This window comes from Microcystis sp. T1-4, assembly GCF_000297435.1.
Taxonomy (GTDB): Bacteria; Cyanobacteriota; Cyanobacteriia; order Cyanobacteriales; family Microcystaceae; genus Microcystis.
In genome coordinates, this window is sequence record NZ_CAIP01000394.1 from 1 (window position 1) to 22,018 (window position 22,018).

Sequence of the window (22,018 nt, forward strand, 5' to 3'; positions counted from 1 at the left end):
CAAGAAACTGGTCAAACTAATCATATTGAAAGATTAAATAATACCTTTCGACAAAGGATTTCTCGGCTGGTGAGAGAGAGTCTATCTTTCTCTAAAAAAATGGAGAATCACGTTGGGGAACCCTTTGGTATTTTATCCATGACTACAATGCACAGCAAAGCAAAGGATTAAGCCGCCATCACTACTACCGAATCACCACCAATTAATAAACCTGATCATGAGTACCAATATCAATTAGAATAATTACCTCTTTTTGCTCCTTATCATTAGTTTCTGTTGTTTCCAAAGAAAATACAATTCTACAATCATAACCACAAGAACAAGCTTTTAATCCTAGCAATTTTCCCTGTAATGAATGAGTAGCTAACTGGGGGGTAGAAATATCTTCTTGCATTAACTTTAATGTTTCAATAATTTTTTGTTCAAGTTGAGCATTACGCTTGACAAATTTACGAAATGATCGTTTAAACTTCTGTGTTGCAATAATCTCTCTCATTCATCTTCTGTTAATATAGTTTTTAATTCATTAATAATATCTTCTAAGGGTTGAGGTTTTAATTCTCCTCTTTGAAAAGCTTCCTTTGCTTCTTTAGCATTTCGGGCTATTTCTTCTCGATAGGATTCTATCATTTGATTTTTGATAATTTCTATTAACATTTCTCTCTGTTCAATAGGTAGTTGATTAACTGTTATAAGAGCTTGTTCTAATGTTATCATAATTGATCCTCTCTTGATTTAATTTAAGTAATAAGTTTAACTGATTGGCATCTTGAATATTAGAATAAGCAATCCGATCATTGATGCTTTCTAAATCTTATTTAGCTCTTGCGGATATTAAAATAACGATCATAATTTAATATTCACAATTCTGAAGATTGTTTGCTTTAAATCTGTTGATGACTTCTCTACCATCAAAACTTTCCCCACGTTTCAACTCTTGCCCCCCAATCATGACTTCCCGTTTCAATTCTTCAAATCTTCCTCGGTAAATTCTGTCTCTTTCTGCCAATAAACGCAATCCCTCTTCAATAACGGCTAAATCATCTTGATATTTTCCTGTTTTGATTTGTTGAGCAATCAAATCTTCTATTTCCGGTGTCAGTTGGATAGTGTTCATCGCTTCTCCTAATTACCTTTATATCATCCTAATCGAGTATTATAGCGCAGACTTTTTAGCATCTTATAATTTTAACAGATTATACAAGACTTGTCACACCCCCCAGCAAATTACCTGATCGATCAAATCTTGACTGATGCAAAAAAAAATGGCTCTCCCCGGTTTGGTGGGTAAAATGTATTCTAAGATACAGTCTTGGGGCAGTGAGTGGAACGAACCACAGAGATACAAAGGACACAAAGATCGATCGATCATATTGTAAGTTAAACTTATCACACAGAATCTAGAAGAGCCAAAAACTTAAATATAGAATAGTGATTCAGTGGTCTGAGGAAGACAATTGTTATCTAGTTGGCTTACCAGACTTTCCAGGACAAAAATGGATAACTCATGGTAATACTTATGCTGAATCAGTGAAAAATGCTGAAGAAGTCCTAGAATCTCTGATAGAACTTTATCAGAAATTAGGGGAATCTTTACCTGAGACTGAAGTAAATAAAAACAGAGAAATTTTACCCAAATAAACTCTTGTAAGGGAATTGATGATTATTGCATTGATAAATTAGCCAAAAAGGGTTAATTGTTCTTAGGAAATTAATTTTGCACTACTACTTAGAGCAGTTATCTTAATAGTGAGGTACGAAGTTTTCGTTTTGGGGAGTCGGTCCTCGATGGCAAATTATACAATTTTTCTAAAGTAATGGCAGAGATAGTTAATTGGCCTGACCCCCAATCCCTCTCCCAGAAAGGGACAAGGTTGGGGTTGAGGGACACGAATAAAGAAAAATGGTATGACGGCGTGATTGTTCTAAAATAAGGTTATCGCCTGATCAGTATATAGCAATGACCTTAATCGCTGTCATCGATTACGACATGGGAAATCTGCACTCTGCCTGTAAAGGACTGGAAACCGTGGGTGCAGTGCCGAAAATTACCGATTCTCCCCTAGATCTGGAAAAAGCTGACGCTATTGTCTTACCCGGAGTCGGTTCTTTTGATCCTGCTGTCCGGCAAATTCGGGCCCGTCATCTCGAAAAACCGATCAAAGCTGCGATCGCTAATGGTAAACCCTTTCTCGGTATCTGTCTCGGTTTACAAATTCTCTTTGACTCATCGGAGGAAGGACAAGAGGCGGGTTTAGGGATTATTCCGGGGACAGTGCGCCGTTTTCGCTCGGAACCTGGCATTACCATTCCCCACATGGGTTGGAATCAATTAGACTTCACCCAGCCGGATGATGCTCTTTGGCAGGGATTACCCCCCCATCCTCACGTCTATTTTGTCCATTCCTATTATGTCGATCCCCTTGATCGTCATCTAACTGCCGCCACCGTCACCCACGGCAGTCAAACGGTGACAGCAGCGATCGCTCGTGATCGTTTGGTAGCGGTGCAGTTTCACCCGGAAAAATCCTCGACTAATGGCTTAAAAATTCTGGCTAACTTTGTTGAACAGGTGCAAAAATTAGCTTTAGTCTCCTAAATAAGCCTTTAAAACCCGCTCGTTTTTTTGGATTTCGCTGGGAATGCCATCGGCTAAATTTGTCCCTTCTGCTAATACCCAAACGTGGTGACAAAGAGACATAATCACATCCATATTATGCTCGATAATTAAAAAGGTAATTCCCTGACGATTCCATTCGATAATATGGTCGCTGATTTGACCGATTAAAGTGGGATTAACTCCGGCGGCTGGTTCATCTAATAAAATTAATTTTGGCTCGGTCATTAGCGCTCGGCCAATCTCTAATAATTTCCGCTGTCCTCCCGATAAAGCTCCCGCATAATCGTGCGCTTTCTCCCCCAGACCGATCGAATCTAATATCTGCAAAGCTTTGTCACGATTGTCCTGTTCCTGTTGGCGAATTTTTGCCCCCTGAAACCAGACTTTGAGAAAATTTTCTCCCGTTTGCCCCGGACTAGCTAAGAGCATATTTTCTAACACCGTTAATCGGGATAATACCCTGGCGACTTGAAAAGTTCTTACACATCCTTTCAGGGCAATTTGATAGGGAGGCAGCTGATGAATGGGCTGACCATCAAGAAAAACTTCCCCTTTATCCGGGCGAATAAAATTAGATAAAAGGTTAAAAAGTGTGGTTTTGCCGGCTCCATTTGGCCCGATTAACCCGGTGATACTGCCCTGCGGCACGTCCAAATAAGCATTATTGACGGCGCGAATGCCTCCAAAACTTTTCGATAATCCTTTGGCAGAAAGTAACATATATAAATTATGAATTATGAATTATGAATTATGAATTATGAAGTGGGAAGTGTTTTCAGTGAAGAGTAATCGATGAACTGATAACTGATAACTGATAACTGAAATTATTTTCCCAAAGTTAACTCCTCTTTTTTGCCGAGGATACCCTGGGGGCGCCAGATCATTAAAACCATGAGCAGCAGACCGATAATCATAATCCGTAAAGCCCCTAATTGGCTATCATTAAAAATATCTAATTGGGGCAGAATAAAGCGAGTCAGGGAATCGTAAGCCCAGAAAATTACTGCTCCTAGTAAGGTGCCGGCATTGCTACCAGAGCCACCGAGAATGATAATAATCCAAGCGTTAAAAGTCAATAACGGCTCAAAATTAGTCGGGTAAATAGTGGTTAATTGCCATGCTAAAAAAGCCCCGGCTAAACCAGCGATCGCACCGCCTAACATCAAAGATTGTAACTTATACCAAAAGACATTTTTTCCCAAAGCCCGGGGAATTTCTTCATCTTCCCGAATCGCTTTGAGGATGCGTCCCCAAGGCGAGCGCAAAAGTAATTCTAAACCAGTATAAACGAGAGCGAGGAGTATTAAAACTACCACCATCAGCCCGGCTTTGTAATTATAGTCATTCAAGGCAATTACACCGTTTATATACAGAAAAAGCAGGATTATCGCCCCTAAAGACCCCCAAAAGATTAAAGCACTCTTTGGCGTCGGTTGATAGCTTTTACCGCTAATTTGCGACGCTTCGCGCCATTGTCGTTGCAGATTGCGCCCCAATTGCCAGAGAGCAAAGATAGCAAGCAGGGTAAACAGGGCAATAATTAATAATTTGACGGGAAAACTGGGATTTATATCCAAAGGTAGGGGATAACGTTGTAGTCCGAAACTGCCTTTCGTTAACCAATCCTCGTTAAGCACCAGTAAACGAATTAACTCAGACACCCCGATGGTGACAATCGCTAGATAATCGGCTCTTAATCTCAGGGTGGAAAAACCGATGGCCAATCCCAACAATGCCCCTAGGAACGCCCCGACAATGGCGGCAAAAATCATCGGTACACCCTGTAAAGTCAATAAAACCGTGGCATAAGCCCCTAAAGTGGCAAAAGCAACGTGACCAAAGTTAATTAAGCCAGTAAATCCCCATTGTAGATTTAAACCGAGGGCAAAAATCGCGTAAATACCCGCCCAAATTGTCAGGGAAACTAAATAATCTGTCATGTTATGGCAATTATCTTAATAGTGAGGTACGAAGTTTTCGGTTTCGGGAGTCAGGAGCCAGAAGTCAGGAGTCAGGAATCATGAGACGATGCCCAATCCAGTTATACTTCATACTTATGAGAAACGCTATAACTAAAAAATGATCTTCAAAGTAAAAAGTAAACAAGGGGTTGGGGAAGTGGGGAGATGGGGGAGTGGGGAGATGGGGGAGTGGGGAGTGGGGGAGTGGGGAGAGGAGGAGAAAAAAGCTGAAAACTCACATCTGATTACTGATTACTGATTACTGATTACTGATTACTGAAAAGGCTGATTGCTAACTGCTAGTATAATATCAGTTAAAACGGCCTCTGTAGCTTGATAGACGATTGTGGCGAGCGGAGGGTGCTAGGCTATTAATAACGAAAAAACCTTGTCCTGTTGATTTCTATGCCTCTTTTGATTCTAATTGCCGATGATGATCCCGGTATCCGCCTAGCAGTCAAAGACTATTTAGAATTAGCAGGTTATAGTGTGGTGGCGGCGAGCAATGGTTTGGAAGCTTTGAATTTATTGGATACCTATCATCCCCATCTTTTGGTATCGGATATCAAAATGCCCCGTTTGGACGGTTATTCTTTGGTGACTAAGGTGCGGCAACAGCCAGAATTTAGGTTATTACCAGTAATTTTTTTAACTGAAAGAGGGTCAACAGAGGAAAGAATTCGCGGTTATCAAGTGGGTTGTGATATCTATCTTCCTAAACCTTTTGAGATGGAGGAATTAAAAGCGGTTATTCGCAATCTTTTAGAGCGAGCGCAAATGGTGCAAAGTGAACGTCAATATCAGAAATTAAAACCAGAAGAAAGCCCCAAAACTAGGGATGTTTTAACTTCTTCTTTACAGGACGATTTTAAGTTAACTAATCGCGAGCGGGAAGTGTTAGAACATTTAGCCCGGGGACTTTCTAACAGTGAAATTGGGCAAAAACTGCATCTTAGTTCTCGCACGATCGAGAAATATGTTAGCAGTTTACTCAGAAAAACCAATACTAACAATCGGGCTGAATTGGTTCGTTTTTCCCTCGAACATAGATTAATCGATTAGCTGAAAGAAAAAACTTAAATTTTGTTTTTTACTTCCTCCAAAAGACTGCCACAGGAGTCTAAAAGTAGCTCGATTACGCGGTCAAAACCTTCACGACCACCGTAGTAGGGATCGGGAACTTCTTTTTCTGGGTGATAACGAGCATAGTCACACATTAACTTGACCTTTTCTTGATATTTTCCTGTCCGATCTAGGGATAAAATATCTTGATAATTGGCTTTATCCATGGCTAGGATTAGATCAAAATTCTCGAAATCCTCGCGGGTAAATTGTCTGGCTGTCCCTTGTAGAGGAATACCGCGTTTTTTGGCCGCCGTATTCATGCGAGAATCGGGAGGAGAACCGATATGATAACCGGCAGTCCCCGCAGAATCACAGAGGATTTTATTACCTAATCCTTCTTGTTCAATCAGATAAGTCATGATATTCTCGGCAGCGGGAGAACGACAGATATTGCCTAAACAGACGAAGAGTAGTTTATAGGACATAAATTCACTGGTAGAATCATCACTAAATTGCCAATTATAGGGCATTTTTAACATCCCGATAAAGATTTATCCTCAAAAAACTCCTCGCTGTCCATTAACCTAATTTTGGCTAATCCCAAGCTTTCTAAATAATCTTGCCACCCTTGGGGAGTATCTTCGATCGCTAATAATCCTAATACCCTAGCTACGTCTGCTACCCAGGGTAGGGTATGAATTCTATAACCCTGCCAGTTTACCTCTAAGGATAACCAAGCGGGAATCTCTTGGGGGTTAAATTGTTGGGAGGCAAGATAATCAGCTTGAAAGCAGTAAATTCGAGGTGGTTTTTGACTCTCTAACAAGGTTAAACACTCCTTCTAATCTGGACATTAATCTCTTTCCTCGTATTTTAGGGGAACCTCAGCATAATTTCTGTTAAATATGAACTTCTCTTGTCAAGAAATAGTGAAAAAACAACTGATAACTAGGCCGAGTTTCCCCAAGGTCATTTACCCTTAATTCTCCCCTAAGCGAGGACGAATAATTAAATAAATTGCCGGACCGATTAGAGGCAAAAGGGAAATTACCGGCAACAGGAAAGGATTTTTTAATCCCCGTCGGGTTAGATCATCTTGCAGCAAAATTGGACATAATAGGGTTAAAAGACAGAAATCTAAACTCATAACATGAATAAAACGGCTAGTTTGCCACTGATGCCAAAAATCAGACCAATTGCCGTTGATTAATCCGTAGGCGATTAAAATTGCCGCAGTAATTAGGGCAATTACTCCCAACCAAGGTGAGTCTAAAAGTTTAATGACCAGATTTTTTTTACCAGTAAAATTGCTGTTGGATTGACGGAGAGTTAGATAGGGTAAAATAGCGAAAGCACCCACGGCAAAGGAGGCAAAAGTAAAGGGCCAAGCGATGATTTTTTGGTCACGACCATCGATAATTAAAAGGCTAGTGTAGATAAGTGGCCAAACTCCCATCAGGTTAAAAAGAGCGATAATTAACGGGTTGATATCTTGCCATTTCCCAGTGGAAAGATTGATAATTAAATTCACTGTATCTGGTTGATCGGGGGGTGCTAGTAAAAAAGCGTATAATCCGAAGCCTAACCAAAGCAAACCGAGAATAATTTTTGTTAACATGGGAGTAGATAATTAGGTTAATTGAGTAATGGGGTGTCTAGCAGATATTTTACTAGAAAAGTGATCAAAAGATCAAGCAATATTACCTAATCAATGATCGCTAATTTTTAGGGAAGACGACGGGAATTCATGGTTTCTGCTGGGTTAGTTTCTGCACTTTGAGAGTGGAGTAAGCGAGTTTGTTCGAGGATAGTTTCTAATTCTTCATCCGAAAATTCTTGTACATAGTTTAATTTCACTTCTTCTAGGAAGATAATTAACAACATCTCGATTCTTTCTAAACTGTGACGGGATTGTAATTCCCCAGCGAGAGATTGCCCGAAACGCTGGACTAATTGCTGTAATAAACGTTCAAAAACTTCGTCTTCTTGGGTAATCTTTTCCGCTATGTTAACAAAGGATTGATACAGTTGACTAGATATACGATTGCTCAAGTCAGTTTTTAATCCTTTCATGCCGGGTAATCGCAATAAGCTTTGATAAGCAGGAGTTTGACTGAGAATTTTCTCGATATTGTATTTAATTAAAGCTTCTGCTTCTGGTTTAACTTGCGGTAAAACCTTGTTAACGGTGCTATTAACTACTAACTGAAAAATTTCGATAACTTCATTAGTATCATTGAGATTATTATATCCGCCATTGAGGGATCGATCGAGAATTTTTTCCACTTGTCCCTGTCGAATATATTCCTGAATTTTATTAATGATTCTCAGGACAATTATCTCAGTAATATCTTTAGAAATTAGCGCTACTAAGCCTTTAACTGCCTGTTCTTTAATCAACCTTAAGTTAATGATTTTAACTTGATCTAGGCGAATAACGGTAGGAATAAATCGCAGCCATCTCCAGATAGGAATAAACAGAAAAATATCGTACCATCGCCATAACATAGCCTCCCGCCAACGCAGACCTTTATGAGTGCGAGCAATCCACCAAGTTCTCAGCATAAATTCCCAGAAAAAGATGGTTCCAAAGAAAAAATCGATCGCCTCAAAGTTATCTATCGGTCTCCCATCTTCTCCCAGGGGACGAAAATAATTAGTTTCTATTAAAGGTTGAATTTCTTGATTAAAAAACTTTAACTCTTTTTCCCAGCCATTTTGACTGAGATAATCCCAAGTCCAAAACTTCTGAAAGGCTGCTTTTGCGGAAATATTTTCTGTTTTAAAAACCCGCAAGCGCATTTTATTTTTAATCTTTTCTAAAGTCCCAGTTTTCTCCGCCGAGGCAAAGGGATTATTATCGACCATATTGACACTATTCTGGCGCAAATTTTCTAAAATTTTCTCAATCTCTTGGCGATATTCTCCCAGATTAAACTCTGGGTTAAAGAGTTTTTGATTAATTATTTGATTAAGTTTATTAACCGTATCTAAATATTCACTGGTACTGCGATAGGGTTTAATCCCTTTCACCACATCATACTTAGCAATTCCTTTAACAAAGGGAATTTCTAGGGGTTTATCGGGAGGTATTTGTAATTCTTGAAAGGAAATCGGACCGAGTTTTATTGGTTCATTAAATCTTAATAAAGTTATTTGCAAGCGTCCCTGTAACCAAAAATCTCGCAGGGGAATATAAGTTAAATCGAAAATAACCAGAATATAATTACATAACACCAATAGGGCCATGCAAGTCTCAAAGAGATTGCGCGGGGAAAAACGACGGTTTCTGCTCACGGGGTTTTTAGTCAAAGTCATTAGCCTAGAAAGCACACTTTGACTATGGTAAACCGAAAACGCCTAATTTTTTTACCTGAAAGCGATATAAGTAGTTAAAAAAGGAGCGGTTAAACTTAGTTCTGCCTCAGCAATTAATAGATGTAGTCTTCTATTCTGTAATAGCATCCTAGCAGATTCAGTTAAGTAGTTAGCTACAACTTCTTTGGCAAGAACATTTTTATTATAAGTCGGTAAGTTGCAGATTAGCATAAAATCACCCTGAATTGATTTTTATCTGTCAATAAGCCTAGAGCCTCGTAGGGTGTTTTTCCTTGCGTCAACCCAACCTATAATAAGTAGGTGGGTGGAATTAAATATAAAATGAACGTAGGTTGGGTTGAAGCATGAAACCCAACGCCCGCATGGGTTACGCTACCGCTAACCCATCCTACAAATAATTGTGCCTACCTACTTAATTGCTGCTCTCGTAGGGTGTGTTAATAAAGTATTGACAATGTAAATACATCCTGCCTATACTACAAGTATGGATGTCTATTTTGTCCTCAGTGGCATTACTTTTGTTTGGAATGACGAGAAATCTAGGATTAACCCGATCAACCATGACGGTATTACGTTTCAGCAAGCAGCAGAAGTCTTCTTCGATCCACTGCTGGTTGTTGTTGATGCAAGTCGCAATGATGAGGCACGAGATGCGATCATTGGGTTAGATAGACGGTGGAATCTCCTGTACGTCGTCTATATTGAGCGTGAAAACGACATCATTCGGATCATTTCGGCTCGCAAAGCCACACGCAAGGAACGTGAGTATTATGAAAGTTGAGGCATTAAAAAAACGACTGGAGAGAAATCGCCCTATGACTACAATCACGATTCGTATTCCTGAAGATGTGATTGAAGATTTAAAGCGGGTTGCACCGTTGCTTGGTTTCTCAGGTTATCAACCTTTGATCCGTGCTTACATTGGACAAGGGCTGCGTGCGGATTTGGAGCGTCTAGAGGGAGATACAATTTCTGCTCTCGTTGCTAGTTTGAAGCGTCATGGTGTAAGTGATGAACTGCTGCAAGAAGCGTTGAGTGAAATTACTCCGCGTTAGTCTAGGTTTTCGGCCTCCTAGGTTGAGTTGAGCGAAACAATACGGGGTCGAAAATGGCTCAATTCGATTGAAAAAGCGAAACCCAACCACCTCAACGGTTGTTATTACTTATATAATAGACTACATAAGCTTTATTGATCGCTTTGTTCTATGTCCGAATCAGCTGCTGGAATTTCTGTTTCCAAACCCCAAAATATCTGGAAACGACAAGTTAAAGTCAATCTGAGAAGTCTCTTTAGTACCCTGGGAAAAGCCGCTCTTAACGGGGCATTTTTGCAGTGGGATGATCTGGCCGAAAATGGAGTAGAAGTTTTAGATGATCTTGGTTTAAGTCGGACTCCGGGGGAATTAGCGGGTTTATTAATAAGTCAATCGCTAATGGAAGCGATGAAAGGATTACTTAAAAGTAATGCTGATTTACTGCCCCAAGAAGTTGAAAAGCTGTCTTTAAAAGAACTTTACCGTCAGATTACCGACTCTTTACAAGAGCAGGAATTAATTCTCGATCGAGATTTTTTTGAGCATCCCGAAAGATTACCCATAGTCGCACCAGTCCAAGCAGCTTTTTTACAGTGGTTAACAACAAATAAGTTAATCAGTAATTCCCAGGAAGCACAGAGCCTAAGTAACCGTTTACCAGCTTATTTTGTCTCAGCATTGCAGGAACAATGGAAAGATAAACGAGATGAATACAGTCTGCTTTTAGATGAAATCGACACTCCTTTTAACAATGCTTGGAAACGAGAAAGAGGCTGGTTACATTATCGAGCTTGGTTGCAAAAACAGATCGATGAACCTATTTTTTGGGAAACCTTTAGTTTAAAGCAAATTTATGTACCTCTACGGGGATTTTATGAAAAAGAAGAAATCAAAGCCACCACAGACACAGATTACCATCGAGAGCCATCATTTAAACGCATTGTCATCAAACTCCAAGAGCAGTTAGAAACATGGTTAGAAGCGGCAAAATCCGATGATGCTATCCGTTTATTGACCGGTGGGCCGGGTAGTGGAAAATCGTCCTTTTGTAAGGTATTTGCTGCCCAACAAGCTGGGTTAGAAAAACAAGTTTTATATATTCCCTTGCATCGCTTGAGTTTCTCCACAGATTTAGTAACAGCAGTTAAAACTTTTGTTCAACATGACGGTTTTTTACCAGAAAATCCTCTGGAACCGAGGGATCAAGATTTACAATTACTAATTATCTTTGATGGCTTAGATGAGCTATCTATGCAGGGAAAAATCGCCCAAGAAGTCGCCCAAAATTTTATTAATGAAGTACGAGAACAGGTCAAAAGTTTTAATAACAATAAAACCCGTTTACAAGTGTTGATTAGTGGGCGTGATGTGGTGGTACAATCCAATAAAAATAATTTTAAAAAACCTCAGCAAATTATCACCATCCTACCCTATTGGGTTGATAAAAGCGATAATTTTAGCGATGACGATAACTTATTAAAAGTCGATCAACGTCATCAATGGTGGCAACAGTATGGGCAAGCTAAAGGTAAAAACTATGCACAATTACCGCCGGAATTATCGGGGAAAAATTTACAAGAAATTACCGCTCAACCGCTATTAAATTATCTTATTGCTCTCACTTTTGAACGAGGCGAGGTTCAATTTTCCCAAGAAACTAACCTCAATAATATTTATGACAATTTGCTCAAGGCAGTCTATGAGCGAGGTTATGAAAAAAATAGTCCAGGCCACCGGGCTATAGAAGGGATTACAGAAAAAGATTTTGTGCTAATTTTAATGGAAATTGCCCTTTCCTGTTGGCATGGTAATGGTAGAACCACCACCGTTATAGAGATTAAAGAACATTGTGAAAATAATGGCTTAAAAAATCTCCTAAAAAATTTCCAAGATAGTTTTCAAAGTGATTCCCAAGGGAGTATCACCCGTCTTTTAACAGCCTTTTATTTTCGAGAAAGTGGCGATTTACGAGGCAGCGAAAAAACCTTTGAATTTACCCATAAAAGTTTTGGTGAATATTTAACTGCCCGCAGAATTGTTGACCGAGTTAAGCAAATTCATAAGAAATTACAAGACAGTGAAAATGATTATGACAATGACTACGATCCCAGACAAGCTTTAATCGCCTGGGCGACTTTATGCGGATCGACGGCAATAGATGAATATCTTTTTAGTTTTATTGTCAATCAAATACAATTACAGTCCCCAGATGAAGTGAAACAGTGGCAGAAAACTCTGGGTGATTTAATTAAATATCTTTTGGTCAAAGGAATGCCGATGGAGGGTTTAAAAAACCGCCCCAATTTTCAGGAGGAAATGCGACAGGCACGCAATGCCGAGGAAGCTTTATTAGCGGTATTTAATGCCTGTGGGCGAGTCACCAAAGAAATTTCTTCCATTCAATGGCCTTCTCCTGAAGCTTTCGGCAATTGGTTAGCCCGTCTTCAGGGACAAAGAATAGATTATAAGCCTATGTTTGTGTTAGATTGCCTCAGTTTTCTTGATTTACAAAACTGTCTGTTGATACATCGAGATTTTTACAGGGCAAATCTGGTCGAGGCAAATCTTGCAGATGCAATTCTGGTCGGGGCAAATCTGGTCGGGGCAGATATTGTAGGGGCAAATCTTAAAGGGGCTAATCTTGCAGGGGCAAATCTTGAAGAGGCAATTCTTGAAGGAGCAAATCTTGAAGGGGCTAATCTTGCAGGGGCAAATCTTGACGGGGCAATTCTTGAAGGGGCAAATCTTAAATGGGCAAATCTTAGAGGGGCAGATCTTTACAGGGCAGATCTTTACAGGGCAAATCTTGAAAGGGCAAATCTTGACGGGGCAAATCTTAAATGGGCAAGTTTTTACGGGGCAAATCTTGAAGGGGCACATCTTAAAGGGGCAAATATTGAAAGTGCATATCTTGACGGGGCTAATTTTAAAGATGCTAACGTCAAAAGGACGATTCTCGATACGGAAGTTAAAACCGAGTGACTCTTCTAGGTTCTGTGTGATAAGTTTAACTTACTATATGATCGATCAGTCTTTGTGTCCTTTGTGTCTTTGTGGTTCGTTCCACCCCCTCGCTAGGAAGAATGTATCTTAGAATACATTTTACCCACCAAACCCAAGAGAGCCGCCTTAGATATTCTTCAACAGCTTATCCCTACCTAGGATGAAAATAATTATAAATTTCCTTAGCTAATTGTTCCCCAATTCCTGTCACCTGTTGCAATTGTTCTAGGGAAGCTTCGCGAATATAATCCAGAGAATGAAAATGAGCTAATAAATCTTTTTGTCGCTTAAAACCTAAACCCGGTATTTCATCCAAACGGGAACGGCGACTTTTTTGCATCCTTTGTTGTCGGTGAAAGCTAACAGCAAAGCGGTGCGCTTCATCCCTGACTCGACGCAATAATTGCACTCCGGGTTGTTCCTTATCCGTCTCTAAAGGAGAGGATTCTCCTGGTAAAAAAATCTCCTCTCTCTGTTTAGCTAAACTAACAACTTTTACCTGTTCTAATAAATTCATCTCCCCTAAAACTGTCACCACGGCCGATAATTGTCCTTTTCCCCCATCAATCATGACCAAATCGGGAAAATCATCACTTTCGGCAATATTATCGGGATTTTCGGCATAACGACGGAAACGCCGCCGAATTACTTCTGCTAAACTGGCAAAATCATCGGAATGGCCGATTTTAACCTCGGGATTTTTGATTTTATAATGACGATAATGTTGATTAGCGGCCACCCCATCGATAAACACCACTCCCGACGCGACTGCATTAGAACCCTGAATATGAGAAATATCATAACCCTCGATGCGGTGGGGTAGTGCCGGTAAATCGAGAATTATCGCTAAATCCTGCAAAGACTGTAAATCTCGGTCGGCGCTTCTTTTCGTCTTTTCTAACTCATAAAGAGCGTTTTTCTCGACCATGGCTAATAAATCCGCTTTACTTTGCCGTTGGGGGACAGTTAACTCGACTTTGCGACCTTTTTTTTCCCTTAACCACCCCGCTAACACCTCACCTTCCGGTAATTCGCAGGGTAACAGGATTTCGCTGGGAATTTCCACCCCTTCCACCGATAAATAATGTTCTTCCAGGACTTTTTGCAGGATTTCTCCCTCGTTTGCTGACTGACTATCGGCAAAAAATCCCAAACGTCCCACCAAACGACCAGAACGCACTTGGAATAATTGTATGCAACAATGCTGCTCGTCTTTAGCTAAAGCGATCGCGTCCCGGGATACGGTATCATCAGGTAAAGAGACTTTTTGATCGGTATTAAGGGCCTGTAATCCGCGAATTTGATCCCTAATCGTGGCCGCTTGTTCAAAATCTAGGTTTTCCGACGCTGCGAGCATCTTTGCCGCTAATTTCTCTAATAATTCCCCCGTCCTTCCCTGAAAAATCATCGCCACTTTCTGCAAGGTTTCTCGATAATCTTGGGGACTGATTAATTTTTGACAAACCCCCGGACAACGACCGATATCATAATTTAAACAGGGACGGTCTTTAAACAGAGGTTGGGGACGTTGACGCAGGGGAAAAGTGCGTTTAATTAGGTGTAAAGTGTAGCGCAGCAGCCTAGTATCGACGTAGGGACCATAATAACGGTCTTTTTGGTTATTTATGCTACGTTTGCGGGTGATAAAAATGCGCGGGTAGGTTTCCGACCAAGTAATACAAATGTATGGATATTTTTTATCGTCCTTGAGGAGAGTATTAAAATGGGGCTGATGTTGTTTAATTAGATTAGCTTCCAGGGCCAAAGATTCTGCTTCCGTGTCGGTGACGATAAATTCAATTTCTGTCACCTGTCGCACCATCAAAGCAATGCGGGGACTGAGGGGTTGACTGGGACGAAAATAGGAACGGACTCTAGACCGGAGTTTTTTGGATTTACCGATGTAGAGAATTTCGCCATTTTGGTCGCGCAGGAAGTACACCCCCGGTTCGAGGGGAATTTCCCGAAGACGATTTTCTAGGCGATCGAGGTCTTGGATTAGGGTAGAGTTAAGATTATTCCCGAACATCTTTTTAAGTAGGTGGGTGGAATTAAATATAAAATGAACGTAGGTTGGGTTGAAGCATGAAACCCAACGCCCGCATGGGTTACGCTACCGCTAACCCATCCTACAAGTAATTGTGCCTACCTACTTATATTAGGGTTTGCGGCAAAAAGTTTGTCTTGGGTGTGGGGTGTGGGGTGTAGGGTGTGGGGTGTAGGGTTTTACCGATTTTCAGGGAAAAAGTCCAGGAATTTTCCCCCCCATTACTCCAATGGCCGGTACTTTTGGATTGCAAAAAGGTCTAAAAGTCTTATCGAACAATGTTTTTAGATTTATTCAGCAAACCCTATGTTAGACAAAAAAATTACGCCAGTGGGTATTAGCTGACGTTTGGCAAGATATTTAGGGCAAATCTTCACAAAAATTAATAGGCTTCTGATTCGATTTGCTTAATCGGGACGAAACACTCTCCCGGGAGAAGAATCGGTTTATTGTTAAAAATCAATTGGCCGCGATGATTGTCGCGGTTAATAGCGACACCGAAAGGACGTTTACTAACTCTGCTATTGAGGGTACAGTAGATGCGATAAATGCGTCTGGCTGCCCGTAAGACAGTAGGATCTAACAAAATTGGGATTTCCATATCGACACGCTGTTGTTCTGTTTTCTCGGATAGGGCCACCATCTCACTCGTCTCCCCACGATTAAATTGACGTATTCATTAAATCAATGGTATATGACGATTTCCGAATTTGTCACTTTTGTTATGATTCTAAAACTTTCAGGATGGCCTGGCCCATAGCTTGGCATCCCACTAAGGTCATACCCTCCGAGAAAATATCTCCAGTACGATAACCGAGATCTAAGACTTTTTCTACGGCTTTTTCCAGCGATACTGCCGCTAAAGGCTGATTTAGGCCATATCTTAACATCATAGCAGCACTGAGAATCTGGGCGATCGGATTGGCCTTATCTTGGCCGGCGATATCCGGGGCCGAACCGTGGACGGGTTCAAAAACTCCCACCCCAGCAGTCCCTAAACTAGCGGAGGGTAACATTCCGATACTACCGGTTAACATGGCCGCTTCATCGGAGAGAATATCACCGAATAAATTGCCCGTGACGATAGTATCAAATTGTTTGGGGGCCCGGACTAACTGCATGGCTGCGTTATCGACGTAGAGATGAGACAGTTCCACATCGGGATAATTAGCGGCGATTTTCGTCACCCGGTCGCGCCAGAGTTGGGAAACATCAAGAACATTAGCTTTATCGACGGAACAGAGTTTCTTGCCGCGTTTTTGGGCAATTTCAAAGGCTACCTTAGCGATGCGGTCCACCTCCGATTCCAGGTAAACCATGGTATTTACACCGCATTTTTCTCCCGTTTCTGTCTCAAAAATCCCCTTCGGTTGACCGAAATAGACACCCCCGGTCAATTCCCGGACGACCATGATATCCACTCCCTCGATAATCTCCCGTTTGAGACTAGAAGCGTCGATTAATTGCGGAAAAATGGTGGCAGGACGCAAATTAGCAAAAAGACCTAAACCAGATCTTAAGCCTAATAATCCCGTTTCTGGCCTTTGCTGCCGGGGTAAATTATCCCATTTATAACCCCCGATAGCGGCCAGGAGAACAGCATCACTATTTTTACAGGCGCTCAGGGTTGCTTCGGGGAGGGGACTGCCGGTTTCATCAATGGCTGCCCCTCCAATTAAAGCGGTTTGGAAGTCCAACTGGAGGTCAAATTTTTTAGCGATGACTTTCAGTATCTCTACGGTGACAGCGAGGATTTCCGGCCCGATGCCATCGCCGGGTAGTAGGGTAATGCGATACTGTTGCGTCATAGTTCTAGAACGGTAAAATAGGTCAGACTCTTGATTATAACATAGTTAGGGTTGGCTGAATAAATCTAAAAACCTTGTTGGATAAGGCTTTTAGACTTTTTTCCCATCAAAAAGTGCCAGCGATTGCAGTGATTGGGAGGAAAATTCAGATACTTTTTCCCTGAAAATTAGGTCATTGAACCCCTGAAAATCGGTAAAACCCTACACCCTACACCCCACACCCCACACCCGGCCTCCAGGAAAAACTTTTTCAGCAGACCCTAATTAAACAAGCAGTTAATCCCCAATAACTACACTAATTCCACATGGGAATCATCCCCAATCATAAAGCGTAAAGCCTTGGGACGTTGGGGAGCAATTTCTAGTTTTGCCCGTCGTCCGATAACACTATCAACTATGCGCTGATGAATGCCAATAATCGTGGCATCTTTGAGAATTACACTGTGTTCTATGTCGGCATCGATTAATTTTACTCCATTAGCCACACTGCTATAGGGACCGATAAAACAATTCTCAATCTGACAATTTTCTCCAATAATGACAGGGCCGCGAATGGTACTATTAATAATTTTACTACCCTGACCAATTTGTACGCGTCCGATCACCTGACTATTAGGATCAACTTCTCCTAGTAAAGCAATTTCTAGAGAGGTATCTAGGATAATCCGATTTGCTTCTAATAAATCATCTTTTTTACCCGTATCTAACCACCAACCCAGTAGTTTATTGGCTTCTACTGCTTTATTTTGATTGATTAATTCTTGGATAGCATCGGTAATTTCTAACTCACCCCTGGCCGATGGTTGAATAGATGCGATCGCTTGGTGAATGGTGGGGGCAAAAAAATAAATCCCCACCAAAGCTAAATTTGAGGGGGGTTCTTTGGGTTTTTCGACTAAGTATAAAACTTTGCCGGTTTCATCTACTTTTGCCACCCCAAAAGCACTAGGATTAGACACTTTTCGCAAGAGAATTAAAGCATCAAGGGACTGTTTTTGGAAAGAGTCTAAAAAGGGCGATAAATCATCCTCAATTAGGTTATCACCCAAGTACATAATAAAGGGGGAATCTCCTAGGAAAGATTGGGCAGTTTTGACCGCGTGAGCTAATCCTGCCGGTTGGTCTTGGCGAATATAAGTTATCTTAGCCCCAAACTGTTCACCACTGCCCGTGGTCTGACGAATTTCTTCCCCGGTTTCGGGACTGATAATAATGCCAATATCGGTAATTCCTGCGGCCACAATTGACTCGATTCCATACCATAAAATCGGTTTATTGGCCACGGGAACTAACTGTTTTGCCCCAGTATAGGTTAGGGGACGTAACCTCGTACCTTTACCACCGGATAAAATTAGTGCTTTCATAGTTTTAAAGATTAAATATTTGGGTGAGCATAGCTTTGAGGGAATCTCGCCAATAGGGAGGAATATAATCCAATTGTTGCGAGATTTTTTGACTGGAAAGAACCGAATAGGCCGGACGCACTGCTGGGGTAGGATATTCAGCAGTAGTAATGGGAATTACTCTCTGAATTTTTAAGGGAATACCGCTTATTTTTGCCTCCTCAAAAATCGCTTTAGTTAAATCAAACCAACTGGCGACACCGCTATTAGTAAAATTATAGATTCCTGTGGGATTATCGGCATTAATTAAAAGGTGAGTAATGGCCGCGGCGATATCTTTTGCCCAAGTGGGACTTCCCACCTGATCAACAACTACTTTTAACTCCTCTCTTTCCTTGCCTAATCTCAGCATAGTTTTGACAAAATTACTTTTGCCATAACTGCCGTAAACCCAAGCAGTCCGGAGAATAATTGCCTGAGAATTAACAGTTTTAATTTCCTCTTCTCCCCTTAACTTTGATTGTCCATAAACCCCTAAAGGATTAGTCAAATCGGTTTCTAGATAGGGGGTATTTTTCCGACCATCAAAGACATAATCGGTAGAAATATGGAGAAATTTAGCTTTAATTTTCTCGGCAGATTCCGCCATGATTTTTGGAGCTATAGCATTGATAGAATAGGCTAAATCTGGTTCGGTTTCGGCTTTATCCACTGCCGTATAAGCGGCGGCATTAACCAGATAATCGGGGTGAATTTCCCTAATTAACTGGCTGATTTTTTCCGAGTTAGTTAAATCTAGTTCTTCTCGACCGATACTAATAACTTCACCTAACTGCGGTAAAGTTACTTGTAACTCTTGTCCCACTTGACCTTTAGCACCAATTAATAAAACTTTTTTCATCGTCTTTAGGGGAAAACTTCCACGGATTTAAAGGGTTGTCCAGCTTGGTCTTTAGGGGAGAGAATCGGCGGGGTATCTAGGGGCCAATCAATCCCTAAATCGGCATCATTCCATAAAATAGTTTTTTCGTATTGGGGATAATAATAATTAGTGGTTTTGTAGAGAAATTCGGCTCGTTCGGAGAGGACTAGAAAACCATGGGCAAAACCTTCGGGAACCCAGAAAATACGTTTATTTTCCGCACTTAAAATACAGCCTACCCATTGCCCAAAAGTGGGGGAACTTTGACGCGCATCCACTGCCACATCAAAAACACTACCGCTCACTACTCGCACCAGTTTACCCTGGGGATTGGGGATTTGATAATGCAATCCTCGCAGGACATTTTTTAGGGACATAGAGTGATTATCCTGGACAAAAGTGGTATTAACCCCAGTTTTTTCTCGAAAATCTTTCTGATTAAAACTCTCCAAGAAAAAACCTCGATCGTCTCCGTAAACTTGCGGTTCAATGATTAAAACATCAGGAATTTCCGTCGGAATAACTTTCATAAAATCGGAGACAAGATAACTTTTGCGGGTAGTCTAGCACAAAAGGGAATTTTTTTCTAAATTTTTTTATTAATCTTTCCCCGGTAACTGAATAATGATAAGATGAGCCTAACTTAGTTAGAGCATAAACGACGTGGTACAAGTCTCTACACACACCGCTACTCAATCTATCCCCATGGAGGGAGAAGCCTTAAAAAACTGGTTACAGACTAGGGCTAATCAGATTATCGCCGGCGATCGACTCAGTAAGCAAGAGGCCCTAGCTTTAACTGCGATCGAAGGTCAGGAAAATATCTTCAGCTTATGTGAAGCTGCCGATCGCATTCGTCAGGCCTGTTGTGGCAATACGGTGGATTTATGTAGCATAATCAACATAAAATCGGGAAGTTGTTCGGAAAATTGCAGTTTTTGTTCCCAATCCGCCCACCATCCCGGACAAGATTCGCCTATCTACGGTTTAAAAAGTCGCGAGGAAATCGTCAGCCATGCGAAAGCGGCAGCTGACGCGGGGGCCAAACGCTTCTGTTTAGTTAGTCAAGGTCGGGGATTAAAGTACAATAGCCCCAAATCGCAGGAATTCGAGGAAATACTGGCCACAGTTCAAGAAATCATCGAAACCGCCAAGATTAAACCCTGTTGCGCCCTAGGAGAGTTAACCCTCCCCCAAGCGCAAGCCTTAAAAGAAGCCGGAGTTACCCGTTATAATCACAATCTGGAAGCTTCCGAGAATTTTTATCCTAACGTGGTCTCCACCCACAGTTGGCAGGATCGGGTAGAAACGGTAAAAAACCTGAAAGCTGCGGGAATTCAAGCTTGTACGGGCGGAATTATCGGTATGGGGGAAAGTTGGACCGATCGCATTGATTTAGCTTTTTCCCTAGCGGAATTAGAGGTGGAATCAGTGCCGATTAACCTATTAAACCCCAGAAGTGGCACCCCTCTAGGTCATTTACCCAAACTGGATCCTTTTACTGCCCTAAAAGCGATCGCTATTTTCCGGTTTATTTTACCCCAACAAATCCTTCGTTATGCCGGGGGACGAGAGGCGGTGATGGGAGAATTGCAAAATCTGGGGTTAAAATCGGGAATTAATGCTATGCTGATTGGGCATTATTTGACCACTCTAGGACAACCCCCCCAACAGGATCAGGCGATGTTGGCTGATCTTAGTTTAATAGGAGGAGAAGCCCCCATCCCCGGTGAATACCAACCCTAACAGGCAACCTAAATCACGTCGAGGAGGAGAATCTCCGCCGCGGCGCACTTCCGCATCGGTTCCCAATGAGTTAATCTGGGCCTTGATTGGTTTGTTGCTGACAATTTTTAGTACATTTGTTCCAGTAAGCCTAGCTAGTTGGTCGGCTGCGGGTCTATCTTCGCAAAAACTAGGCATAACTTACCAAATTGGCGCAGTATTGTTAACGGGCTGTCTGGGGGGCAAAAATGCCGGGCTTCTTGCCCAGGTGGCCTATATTTTTCTCGGTTTAACTTGGTTGCCTGTGTTTGCTCAGGGTGGGGGAATAGGTTATCTGAAAGAACCCAGTTTTGGCTATATTTTAGGCTTTATGCCGGGGGCATGGCTGTGTGGTTGGTTGGCTTTTCGCTGGCGCGCCAAGATAGAAACCCTGGCTTTAAGTGCCTTTGCCGGTTTGTTAGTGATTCATCTGTGCGGTTTATTATATATGCTGGGATTGTCGATTTTTCAGCCCCAAGCTAGTCAAATCACCTTTCCCGATAGTTTGCCCACCCTATTTATGAATTATTCAGTCTGGCCATTTTTAGGGCAGTTAGTAGTAATTTGTGTGGTGGTAATTATTGCCTTTTTCTTCCGTAAATTATTATTTTATTGATGCCACAGCCAATGTTAAAAAAGAATCGCTGGTTTTGGATAGTGGCGGTTATTGGCCTAATTTTAGACCAAGTAACTAAGTATATAACCGTGCAGAGTTTTGAGCAAATTGGTGATACTTTCCCGATTATTCCGGGGGTTTTTCATTTCACCTATGTGATTAATACCGGGGCGGCTTTTAGTGCTTTTCGGGGCGGTGTTGGTTGGCTAAAATGGCTATCCTTATTAGTTAGTTTGGCATTAATGGCTTTTGCTTACTTTGGACCCCATTTAACCCGTTGGGAACAATTGGCCTACGGTTTTATTTTAGCAGGGGCTTTCGGCAATGGTATCGATCGCTTTTTGTTTGGTTATGTGGTGGATTTTCTCGATTTTCGATTGATTAATTTTCCTGTTTTTAATCTGGCTGATGTCTTTATTAATATCGGTATTATTTGCCTATTAATTTCGACTTTTCCCCACAAGTCAAGGGTCCCGTAGGGGCAAAACATTCGGGG

The 22,018-nt window shown here is 41.4% G+C and carries 23 protein-coding genes and 4 pseudogenes; 11 read left to right on the forward strand and 16 right to left on the reverse strand.

Going from position 1 to position 22,018, the window contains the following annotated elements:
• Nucleotides 1-206, forward strand: a pseudogene (locus MICAI_RS22625) (IS1 family transposase); the annotation flags it as partial.
• Here MICAI_RS22625 and MICAI_RS18195 read toward each other — a convergent pair.
• From MICAI_RS18195 to MICAI_RS18205, 3 genes are all read right to left on the reverse strand, one after another.
• Nucleotides 203-496 carry a type II toxin-antitoxin system RelE/ParE family toxin gene (locus MICAI_RS18195; RefSeq protein ID WP_008205630.1) on the reverse strand — a complete coding sequence of 98 codons (294 nt, stop codon included), beginning with the start codon at nucleotides 494-496 and terminating at the stop codon, nucleotides 203-205. The pseudogene MICAI_RS22625 and the gene MICAI_RS18195 sit on opposite strands and share 4 nt — an antisense overlap.
• On the reverse strand, nucleotides 493-717 hold the full coding sequence (locus tag MICAI_RS18200) for a hypothetical protein (RefSeq protein ID WP_008205633.1): 225 nt from the start codon (nucleotides 715-717) through the stop codon (nucleotides 493-495). Before MICAI_RS18200 ends, MICAI_RS18195 begins: the two co-directional genes overlap by 4 nt.
• A gap of 136 nt (nucleotides 718-853) precedes the next feature.
• On the reverse strand, nucleotides 854-1,117 hold the full coding sequence (locus tag MICAI_RS18205) for a ribbon-helix-helix domain-containing protein (protein WP_008205635.1): 264 nt from the start codon (nucleotides 1,115-1,117) through the stop codon (nucleotides 854-856).
• A gap of 314 nt (nucleotides 1,118-1,431) precedes the next feature.
• Here MICAI_RS18205 and MICAI_RS18210 point away from each other — a divergent pair, with 314 nt between their 5' ends.
• Together MICAI_RS18210 and hisH are read left to right on the forward strand one after the other, a co-directional pair.
• Nucleotides 1,432-1,641 carry a type II toxin-antitoxin system HicB family antitoxin gene (locus MICAI_RS18210; protein ID WP_008205638.1) on the forward strand — a complete coding sequence of 70 codons (210 nt, stop codon included), beginning with the start codon at nucleotides 1,432-1,434 and terminating at the stop codon, nucleotides 1,639-1,641.
• 319 nt (nucleotides 1,642-1,960) lie between these two features.
• Nucleotides 1,961-2,599: an imidazole glycerol phosphate synthase subunit HisH gene (gene hisH / locus MICAI_RS18215; RefSeq protein ID WP_008205640.1), complete on the forward strand. Its 639-nt coding sequence runs from the start codon at nucleotides 1,961-1,963 to the stop codon at nucleotides 2,597-2,599.
• On the opposite strand, the gene MICAI_RS18220 is transcribed toward hisH, so the two are convergent.
• Both MICAI_RS18220 and MICAI_RS18225 read right to left on the reverse strand, forming a co-directional pair.
• On the reverse strand, nucleotides 2,588-3,340 hold the full coding sequence (locus MICAI_RS18220) for an ABC transporter ATP-binding protein (RefSeq protein WP_008205642.1): 753 nt from the start codon (nucleotides 3,338-3,340) through the stop codon (nucleotides 2,588-2,590). The genes hisH and MICAI_RS18220 overlap by 12 nt on opposite strands.
• A 104-nt stretch (nucleotides 3,341-3,444) precedes the next feature.
• The gene (locus tag MICAI_RS18225) at nucleotides 3,445-4,560 is read right to left on the reverse strand and encodes a branched-chain amino acid ABC transporter permease (protein WP_008205644.1); all 1,116 of its coding nucleotides are present in this window, start codon (nucleotides 4,558-4,560) and stop codon (nucleotides 3,445-3,447) included.
• A 426-nt stretch (nucleotides 4,561-4,986) separates the two neighbouring features.
• Here MICAI_RS18225 and MICAI_RS18230 point away from each other — a divergent pair, with 426 nt between their 5' ends.
• Nucleotides 4,987-5,643, forward strand: coding sequence for a response regulator transcription factor (locus tag MICAI_RS18230; protein ID WP_002802605.1), 657 nt, complete (start codon nucleotides 4,987-4,989; stop codon nucleotides 5,641-5,643).
• A gap of 14 nt (nucleotides 5,644-5,657) precedes the next feature.
• On the opposite strand, the gene MICAI_RS18235 is transcribed toward MICAI_RS18230, so the two are convergent.
• The 4 genes from MICAI_RS18235 to MICAI_RS18250 form a co-directional block, all read right to left on the reverse strand.
• Nucleotides 5,658-6,176 carry a low molecular weight protein-tyrosine-phosphatase gene (locus MICAI_RS18235; RefSeq protein WP_008205648.1) on the reverse strand — a complete coding sequence of 173 codons (519 nt, stop codon included), beginning with the start codon at nucleotides 6,174-6,176 and terminating at the stop codon, nucleotides 5,658-5,660.
• Nucleotides 6,177-6,178: 2 nt separating this feature from the next.
• Nucleotides 6,179-6,472 (reverse strand): hypothetical protein, encoded by a 294-nt coding sequence (locus MICAI_RS18240; protein ID WP_002733401.1) that lies wholly within the window; start codon nucleotides 6,470-6,472, stop codon nucleotides 6,179-6,181.
• A 153-nt stretch (nucleotides 6,473-6,625) separates the two neighbouring features.
• A complete protein-coding gene (locus MICAI_RS18245; RefSeq protein ID WP_008205651.1) occupies nucleotides 6,626-7,264 on the reverse strand; it encodes a hypothetical protein in 639 nt (212 codons plus the stop codon).
• Nucleotides 7,265-7,371: 107 nt separating this feature from the next.
• The gene (locus MICAI_RS18250; protein ID WP_008205654.1) at nucleotides 7,372-8,964 is read right to left on the reverse strand and encodes a hypothetical protein; all 1,593 of its coding nucleotides are present in this window, start codon (nucleotides 8,962-8,964) and stop codon (nucleotides 7,372-7,374) included.
• Between the two features lie 505 nt (nucleotides 8,965-9,469).
• On the opposite strand from MICAI_RS18250, the gene MICAI_RS18260 reads away from it, so the two are divergent.
• The 3 genes and pseudogenes from MICAI_RS18260 to MICAI_RS27980 all read left to right on the forward strand — a co-directional run.
• Complete coding sequence (locus MICAI_RS18260) at nucleotides 9,470-9,766, forward strand: BrnT family toxin (protein WP_002784536.1); 297 nt, start codon at nucleotides 9,470-9,472, stop codon at nucleotides 9,764-9,766.
• Entirely contained in the window at nucleotides 9,756-10,040 is a 285-nt protein-coding gene (locus MICAI_RS18265) for a hypothetical protein (RefSeq protein WP_008205659.1), read from the forward strand. Before MICAI_RS18260 ends, MICAI_RS18265 begins: the two co-directional genes overlap by 11 nt.
• Nucleotides 10,041-12,491: 2,451 nt before the next feature.
• Nucleotides 12,492-12,860, forward strand: a pseudogene (locus MICAI_RS27980) (pentapeptide repeat-containing protein); the annotation flags it as partial.
• Here MICAI_RS27980 and MICAI_RS27985 read toward each other — a convergent pair.
• Nucleotides 12,849-12,899 (reverse strand): annotated as a pseudogene (locus tag MICAI_RS27985) (hypothetical protein); the annotation flags it as partial. The pseudogenes MICAI_RS27980 and MICAI_RS27985 sit on opposite strands and share 12 nt — an antisense overlap.
• On the opposite strand from MICAI_RS27985, the pseudogene MICAI_RS27990 reads away from it, so the two are divergent.
• Nucleotides 12,876-13,001: pseudogene (locus MICAI_RS27990) on the forward strand (pentapeptide repeat-containing protein); the annotation flags it as partial. The pseudogenes MICAI_RS27985 and MICAI_RS27990 sit on opposite strands and share 24 nt — an antisense overlap.
• Nucleotides 13,002-13,173: 172 nt before the next feature.
• On the opposite strand, the gene uvrC reads toward MICAI_RS27990, so the two are convergent.
• The 6 genes from uvrC to rfbC all read right to left on the reverse strand — a co-directional run bounded on the left by uvrC (nucleotide 13,174) and on the right by rfbC (nucleotide 19,672).
• Complete coding sequence (uvrC, locus tag MICAI_RS18275) at nucleotides 13,174-15,051, reverse strand: excinuclease ABC subunit UvrC (RefSeq protein WP_008205662.1); 1,878 nt, start codon at nucleotides 15,049-15,051, stop codon at nucleotides 13,174-13,176.
• 400 nt (nucleotides 15,052-15,451) lie between these two features.
• A complete protein-coding gene (locus tag MICAI_RS18280) occupies nucleotides 15,452-15,712 on the reverse strand; it encodes a hypothetical protein (RefSeq protein ID WP_002734814.1) in 261 nt (86 codons plus the stop codon).
• A 79-nt stretch (nucleotides 15,713-15,791) separates the two neighbouring features.
• Entirely contained in the window at nucleotides 15,792-16,877 is a 1,086-nt protein-coding gene (leuB, locus tag MICAI_RS18285; protein ID WP_008205665.1) for a 3-isopropylmalate dehydrogenase, read from the reverse strand.
• A 290-nt stretch (nucleotides 16,878-17,167) separates the two neighbouring features.
• Nucleotides 17,168-18,241 carry a glucose-1-phosphate thymidylyltransferase gene (locus MICAI_RS18290; protein WP_008205667.1) on the reverse strand — a complete coding sequence of 358 codons (1,074 nt, stop codon included), beginning with the start codon at nucleotides 18,239-18,241 and terminating at the stop codon, nucleotides 17,168-17,170.
• A 4-nt stretch (nucleotides 18,242-18,245) separates the two neighbouring features.
• A complete protein-coding gene (gene rfbD / locus MICAI_RS18295) occupies nucleotides 18,246-19,121 on the reverse strand; it encodes a dTDP-4-dehydrorhamnose reductase (RefSeq protein WP_008205668.1) in 876 nt (291 codons plus the stop codon).
• Between the two features lie 5 nt (nucleotides 19,122-19,126).
• A complete protein-coding gene (gene rfbC, locus MICAI_RS18300; RefSeq protein ID WP_008205670.1) occupies nucleotides 19,127-19,672 on the reverse strand; it encodes a dTDP-4-dehydrorhamnose 3,5-epimerase in 546 nt (181 codons plus the stop codon).
• 133 nt (nucleotides 19,673-19,805) lie between these two features.
• Here rfbC and bioB point away from each other — a divergent pair, with 133 nt between their 5' ends.
• Genes bioB through lspA form a run of 3 tightly spaced genes read left to right on the forward strand, consistent with a single transcriptional unit; the run spans nucleotide 19,806 to nucleotide 22,001 of the window.
• Entirely contained in the window at nucleotides 19,806-20,888 is a 1,083-nt protein-coding gene (gene bioB, locus MICAI_RS18305; RefSeq protein ID WP_008205673.1) for a biotin synthase BioB, read from the forward strand.
• Nucleotides 20,872-21,522, forward strand: coding sequence for a biotin transporter BioY (locus tag MICAI_RS18310; RefSeq protein ID WP_008205676.1), 651 nt, complete (start codon nucleotides 20,872-20,874; stop codon nucleotides 21,520-21,522). The genes bioB and MICAI_RS18310 overlap by 17 nt, the downstream gene beginning before the upstream one ends.
• A gap of 11 nt (nucleotides 21,523-21,533) precedes the next feature.
• Nucleotides 21,534-22,001, forward strand: a complete 468-nt coding sequence (gene lspA / locus MICAI_RS18315) for a signal peptidase II (protein WP_008205678.1) — start codon at nucleotides 21,534-21,536, stop codon at nucleotides 21,999-22,001.
• Nucleotides 22,002-22,018 lie beyond the last annotated feature (17 nt).

What these genes read in the sequence shown, in the direction of transcription:
- MICAI_RS18220 (WP_008205642.1), bottom strand. Translation starts at nt 3,340, where the DNA reads ATGTTACTTTCTGCCAAAGGATTATCGAAAAGTTTTGGAGGCATTCGC.
- uvrC (WP_008205662.1), bottom strand. Translation starts at nt 15,051, where the DNA reads ATGTTCGGGAATAATCTTAACTCTACCCTAATCCAAGACCTCGATCGC.
- leuB (WP_008205665.1), bottom strand. Translation starts at nt 16,877, where the DNA reads ATGACGCAACAGTATCGCATTACCCTACTACCCGGCGATGGCATCGGG.
- hisH (WP_008205640.1), top strand. Translation starts at nt 1,961, where the DNA reads ATGACCTTAATCGCTGTCATCGATTACGACATGGGAAATCTGCACTCT.
- MICAI_RS18265 (WP_008205659.1), top strand. Translation starts at nt 9,756, where the DNA reads ATGAAAGTTGAGGCATTAAAAAAACGACTGGAGAGAAATCGCCCTATG.
- MICAI_RS18280 (WP_002734814.1), bottom strand. Translation starts at nt 15,712, where the DNA reads ATGGTGGCCCTATCCGAGAAAACAGAACAACAGCGTGTCGATATGGAA.
- MICAI_RS18225 (WP_008205644.1), bottom strand. Translation starts at nt 4,560, where the DNA reads ATGACAGATTATTTAGTTTCCCTGACAATTTGGGCGGGTATTTACGCG.
- MICAI_RS18195 (WP_008205630.1), bottom strand. Translation starts at nt 496, where the DNA reads ATGAGAGAGATTATTGCAACACAGAAGTTTAAACGATCATTTCGTAAA.
- MICAI_RS18290 (WP_008205667.1), bottom strand. Translation starts at nt 18,241, where the DNA reads ATGAAAGCACTAATTTTATCCGGTGGTAAAGGTACGAGGTTACGTCCC.
- rfbD (WP_008205668.1), bottom strand. Translation starts at nt 19,121, where the DNA reads ATGAAAAAAGTTTTATTAATTGGTGCTAAAGGTCAAGTGGGACAAGAG.
- lspA (WP_008205678.1), top strand. Translation starts at nt 21,534, where the DNA reads ATGTTAAAAAAGAATCGCTGGTTTTGGATAGTGGCGGTTATTGGCCTA.
- rfbC (WP_008205670.1), bottom strand. Translation starts at nt 19,672, where the DNA reads ATGAAAGTTATTCCGACGGAAATTCCTGATGTTTTAATCATTGAACCG.
- MICAI_RS18230 (WP_002802605.1), top strand. Translation starts at nt 4,987, where the DNA reads ATGCCTCTTTTGATTCTAATTGCCGATGATGATCCCGGTATCCGCCTA.
- MICAI_RS18260 (WP_002784536.1), top strand. Translation starts at nt 9,470, where the DNA reads ATGGATGTCTATTTTGTCCTCAGTGGCATTACTTTTGTTTGGAATGAC.
- MICAI_RS18200 (WP_008205633.1), bottom strand. Translation starts at nt 717, where the DNA reads ATGATAACATTAGAACAAGCTCTTATAACAGTTAATCAACTACCTATT.
- MICAI_RS18245 (WP_008205651.1), bottom strand. Translation starts at nt 7,264, where the DNA reads ATGTTAACAAAAATTATTCTCGGTTTGCTTTGGTTAGGCTTCGGATTA.
- MICAI_RS18235 (WP_008205648.1), bottom strand. Translation starts at nt 6,176, where the DNA reads ATGCCCTATAATTGGCAATTTAGTGATGATTCTACCAGTGAATTTATG.
- MICAI_RS18205 (WP_008205635.1), bottom strand. Translation starts at nt 1,117, where the DNA reads ATGAACACTATCCAACTGACACCGGAAATAGAAGATTTGATTGCTCAA.
- MICAI_RS18250 (WP_008205654.1), bottom strand. Translation starts at nt 8,964, where the DNA reads ATGACTTTGACTAAAAACCCCGTGAGCAGAAACCGTCGTTTTTCCCCG.